4 protein-coding genes and 1 pseudogene are annotated in these 4,722 nt (G+C 70.8%); 4 read left to right on the forward strand and 1 reads right to left on the reverse strand.

Annotation, left to right across the window (positions count from 1 at the left end; all coding sequences use genetic code 11):
* Positions 1 to 92 precede the first annotated feature (92 nt).
* Both ADY01_RS34110 and ADY01_RS41680 read left to right on the forward strand, forming a co-directional pair.
* A complete protein-coding gene (locus ADY01_RS34110) occupies positions 93 to 1,226 on the forward strand; it encodes an IS630 family transposase (protein ID WP_234320523.1) in 1,134 nt (377 codons plus the stop codon).
* 12 nt (positions 1,227 to 1,238) lie between these two features.
* Positions 1,239 to 1,352: pseudogene (locus tag ADY01_RS41680) on the forward strand (transposase); the annotation flags it as partial.
* A gap of 758 nt (positions 1,353 to 2,110) precedes the next feature.
* Here ADY01_RS41680 and ADY01_RS34115 read toward each other — a convergent pair.
* The gene (locus ADY01_RS34115) at positions 2,111 to 2,713 is read right to left on the reverse strand and encodes a DedA family protein (protein WP_078900847.1); all 603 of its coding nucleotides are present in this window, start codon (positions 2,711 to 2,713) and stop codon (positions 2,111 to 2,113) included.
* 202 nt (positions 2,714 to 2,915) lie between these two features.
* Between ADY01_RS34115 and ADY01_RS34120 the strand changes: the two genes are divergently transcribed.
* Both ADY01_RS34120 and ADY01_RS34125 read left to right on the forward strand, forming a co-directional pair.
* Complete coding sequence (locus ADY01_RS34120) at positions 2,916 to 4,007, forward strand: sensor histidine kinase (RefSeq protein WP_049580652.1); 1,092 nt, start codon at positions 2,916 to 2,918, stop codon at positions 4,005 to 4,007.
* Complete coding sequence (locus ADY01_RS34125; protein WP_049580653.1) at positions 3,998 to 4,642, forward strand: response regulator transcription factor; 645 nt, start codon at positions 3,998 to 4,000, stop codon at positions 4,640 to 4,642. The genes ADY01_RS34120 and ADY01_RS34125 overlap by 10 nt, the downstream gene beginning before the upstream one ends.
* Positions 4,643 to 4,722: the final 80 nt, after the last annotated feature.

The raw sequence follows: 4,722 nt of genomic DNA on the forward strand, positions 1-4,722 counted from the left end.
CTAGTGCCGCATCAGGCAACGTTCGCCCTTTTGTGATGTGACCCGCCGTCGGGGTTCTGTCTTGGGCGGCGCGCGGCCATCAGGCTGTGCGGGTGGCAGACCGAGTACAAGTCCGTGAGATCGATGATGACGAGGGCAGGCGACTGCTGCGGATCGTCCGCCGTGGCACCGGGTCGGTGGTGACCTGGCGGCGGGCCCAGATGGTGCTGCTGTCCGCGCAGGGCATGGCAGTGGCGAAGATCGCCGAGGTGACGTTCACCAGCGCGGACCGGGTCCGGGATGTGATCCACAACTTCAACGCCGACGGCTTCGAGTCCCTCTACCCCAAGTACAAGGGCGGCCGGCCGAAGACCTTCACGCTTCCCGAGCGGCGCGAGATCAAGAAGACCGCCAAGTCGAAGCCGGCCGAGCACGGCCTGCCCTTCTCGACCTGGAGCCTGACCAAGCTGGCGGACTTCCTGGTCGCCGAGGGGGTGGTCGACGACATCAGCCACGAGGGCCTGCGCATCCTGCTCCGCGAGGAAGGCGTCTCCTTTCAACGCCTGAAGACCTGGAAGACCTCGCGCGACCCGGACTACGCGGCCAAGAAAGCACGGGTCGAGCACCTGTACGCAATCGCCGACGGCGAGGTCATACCCGACGAAGACGAACCGAAGGCGGTGTTCTGCCTGGATGAGTTCGGGCCGCTGAACCTCCAGCCGCACCCGGGACGGCACTGGGCAGAACGCGGCGGCCGACACAAGGACCCCGACCGCGAACCCAGGCCCAAGCGGCGTGCGACCTACACCCGCCCGCACGGAGTCCGGCACCTGTTCGCCGCCTACGACCTGGCCAAGGACAAGCTCTACGGCCACATCAAGAAGACGAAGAACCGCTCGAAGTTCCTGGAGTTCTGCCGCTACCTGCGTACCCTCTACCCGCCAACAGTCCGCCTCGCGATCGTGTGCGACAACTACTCCCCGCACCTGACCACCAGACGATGCCGCCGGGTGGCGAACTGGGCCGAGGCCAACAACGTCGAGGTCGCCTACACCCCCACCAACAGCTCCTGGCTGAACCGCATCGAGGCGCAGTTCACCGCCCTGCGCTACTTCACCCTCGACGGCACCGACCACGCCAGCCACAAAGAGCAGGGCAGCATGATCCGCCGCTACATCATCTGGCGGAACCGTCACGCTGACGATCAACAACTACGAACCCTGGTCGACAAGGCGAACGTTGCCTGACGCGGCACTAGNCACGCCAGCCACAAAGAGCAGGGCAGCATGATCCGCCGCTACATCATCTGGCGGAACCGTCACGCTGACGATCAACAACTACGAACCCTGGTCGACAAGGCGAACGTTGCCTGACGCGGCACTAGGCGGCTTCTACGCCTGGCTTAGGTGGCCGGCGCTTGCCCGGGTGGCGGGTTTCGTGCGGATGCACGAAAAGAGGCACCTACGGGGGGAGGGTTCGTGGGTCGGGGCCGTCCCGATGACCGGCCAGTTTGTCGGGTGGATGAGGTGGGTGTCCGGACGGGCGCAGCGGATGGCGGTGGTCTTGGGTCGGTCTGTGGGTGGTGGGCTGGGGTGGCGCGCACCCTTCGGGCCTGCCCTGGCCGCACGTATTCGTCGTCACCCGCGCGCCGCCTGGGGTTGCGTAGCGGGCCGGTGGGTTCGTTGCCCTATCGGGCATCGGAGGGCGGGGACTGTTTTCAAACGGCGCACGCTTTGTTTTCAACACTCTGTTTAAAACGAAGTGTTTCGCGTTTCAGAACAGTCCCCGCCTCCAGATGCCCGATGGGGCACACTGCCCGTTTGGGCAACGAGCCCCACCGGCCCGGCTGGTGACCAACAAGGGCGCACAGAGGCGGCAGCAGCTGCGCGCCACCCCAGCCACAGCGAACAGACCGACCCGAGACCACCGTCATCCGCTGCGCCCGTTCGGACACCCACCTCATCCACCCGACAAACTGGCCGGTCACCGGGACGGCCCCGACCCACGAACCCTCCCCCCGTAGGTGCCTCTTTTCGTGCATCCGAACGACACGGAAACCCGGGCAAGCGCGTGCCACCTAGGCCAAGCGTCGAAGCCGCCCCACCCCAGCCACCCACGAATCAGACGACCCCTACGAGCGGTCGGAGGAGGCCCGCCGTTTCCCCTTCCCCGGGCGGATGACGCGGTAGACGATGAACGCCACGACCCCCAGCGCCACCACGGCCAGGACCACCTTCGAGTAGACCGACACCATGTCGGTCACCCGCTCCCAGTCCTCGCCCAGCCGGTAACCGGCCAGCACGAAGAGGGTGTTCCAGATCGCGCTGCCCAGCGTGGTCAGCGTGAGGAACGTGGTCAGCGGCATCCTCTCCACACCGGCCGGTACGGAGATCAGGCTGCGGAAGATCGGGATCATGCGCCCGAAGAACACGGCCTTGGAGCCGTGCTTGGCGAACCACGCCTCCGTCTTCTCGATGTCCTCGACCTTGACCAGCGGCAGCTTGTCGGCGATCGCGATCAGCCGCGCGCGGCCGAGCCAGGCGCCGAGGCCGTAGAGCGCGAGCGCGCCGACCACCGACCCTATGGTCGTCCACAGCAGCGCGGCCCACAGGCTCATGTCGCCCTGGCTCGCCGTGAACCCGGCCAGCGGGAGGATCACCTCGCTGGGCAGCGGCGGAAACAGGTTCTCCAGGGCGATGGCAGCGCCGGCGCCGGGCGCGCCAAGGGCCTCCATGAGGTCGGTGGCCCACCCGGCGATGCCGCCGGGGTCCTCCGAGGACGCGGCCGACGCGGCCAGATGAACGGGTGCGGTGGATGAGATCACACAGAGAACGCTACAAAGCCCCGCCGGGGTCCGGCCATGCGGGCCGCCTCAGCGGGGAGGGTGCGGAAAACCGCAGTCCGCTTCCGGGTGGTGCCGCGCTAGCTTGGGCTGCATGAGGACGGTGCTGCGCCGCTGGGCGCTGATGGCGGCCGGGCTCGCCTGCGGGGCGGCCACGGCCGTCCTCGACGTCGTGGCGCTGCTGGTCGGGGCGCTGCCCGGGCGGGCCGCCGCCACCGCCGTGTCCCGGATGGCCGGGCTGGAACGGGCCAGGCTCGCGTTCTTCCTCGGCGGGCAGCGGCCGGGTCCGGTGGCGGCACCCGTGGGGGCGGCGCGGGGCTACCTCGCGGTGCGGTGGGCCGTGGGGCTGCTGGGCGCGCTGGTGCTGCTGTCGGTGGTGGTGGGCGCGGGGTACGCGTCGATCCTGGTGTGGGGCTGGTTCTTCTACCTCGACCGGTGGCACCTGGTGATGCCGGGGGGCGTGGGCGGGCTGTTCCTGCTCTTCCTCGCCACCTACGCGGTCTCCGCGGTCGCGGCCCTGGAGACGGCGCTGGAGCGGCGGTTCTTCGGGCCCGGCCACCGCGACGCCCTGGAGCGGCGGATCGCCGAGCTGGCCGAGAGCCGGGCCGGGGTGGTGGAGGCGGTGCACGAGGAACGCCGCAGGATCGAGCGCGACCTGCACGACGGCGTTCAGCAGCGGCTGGTGGCGATCGGCATGCTGCTGGGCCGGGCGCGGCGCAGGGGGGAAGGGGGCGAACTGCTGGCGCAGGCGCACCAGGAGGCGCGGCAGGCGCTGGGCGAGCTGCGCGAGGTGGCGTGGCGGGTCTATCCGGCGGTGCTGGACGAGGGCGGGCTGCGGGCGGCGCTGGAGGCGGTGGCCGAACGGTCGCCGCTTCCGGTGCGGCTCGACTACGGTCCCGCGTCGGCCCCCGGCCGTCAGGTGGCGGCGGCGGCGTACTTCACCGTCTCCGAGGCCGTCACCAACGCGGTCAAGCACGCCGGGGCCCGCGTGATCGCCGTGCGGGTGGCGGGCGGGGAGGACGTGCTGAGCGTGCGGGTGGAGGACGACGGAAGGGGCGGCGCGGACCCGGCGGGGAGCGGGCTGCTGGGGCTGGCCCGGCGGGCGGCGGCGCTGGACGGGCGGCTGTCGGTGGAGAGTCCGGTGGGCGGGCCCACGGTGATCAGCGCGGAGCTGCCGTGCGGGTGATCCTGGCGGACGACTCGACGCTGCTGCGCGAGGGGCTGGTGCGGCTGCTGACCGAGGAGGGCCACGAGGTGACGGCCGCGGTGGGCGACGCGGAGGCGCTGCTCGCGGCGGTGGAGGCGGACCCGCCGGACGTGGCGGTGGTGGACGTGCGGATGCCGCCCCTGCACAGCGACGAGGGGCTGCGGGCGGCCCTGGAGATCAGGCGGCGGTGGCCGGGGGTGGGGGTGCTGGTGCTGTCGCAGTACGTGGAGGGGCGGTACGCGACGGAGCTGCTGACCGGGGACACGGCGGGGCTCGGCTACCTGCTGAAGGACCGGGTGGTGGAGGTCGAGGAGTTCCTGGACGCGCTGGAACGGGTGGGGGCGCGCAGGACCGCGTTCGACCCGGAGGTGGTGCGGAGGCTGCTGGCGCGCAGCTCGCACACCGATCCGCTGAGCAGGCTCACGGCCAGGGAGCGGGAGGTGCTGCGGGAGATGGCGCAGGGGCACACCAACGCGGCGATCGCCGAGCGGCTGTTCGTGTCGCGCAGCGCGGTGGAGAAGCACATCAACGCGATCTTCGACAAGCTGGGCCTGCCGCCGGCGGGCGGCCACAGCCGCCGGGTCCTGGCGGTGCTGCGGTACTTGGGCAGCTAGAGCCTCCGGCGGCCTGGCCGCCGGGCGCGTGTGGCCTCCGGCCGGGGGACCACCGGGCGCTTCGCGCCCGGGGTTTCCCC

This window comes from Streptomyces sp. SBT349, assembly GCF_001083795.1.
GTDB lineage: Bacteria > Actinomycetota > Actinomycetes > Streptomycetales > Streptomycetaceae > Streptomyces.

What these genes read in the sequence shown, in the direction of transcription:
- ADY01_RS34115 (WP_078900847.1), bottom strand. Translation starts at nt 2,713, where the DNA reads ATGGAGGCCCTTGGCGCGCCCGGCGCCGGCGCTGCCATCGCCCTGGAG.
- ADY01_RS34120 (WP_049580652.1), top strand. Translation starts at nt 2,916, where the DNA reads ATGAGGACGGTGCTGCGCCGCTGGGCGCTGATGGCGGCCGGGCTCGCC.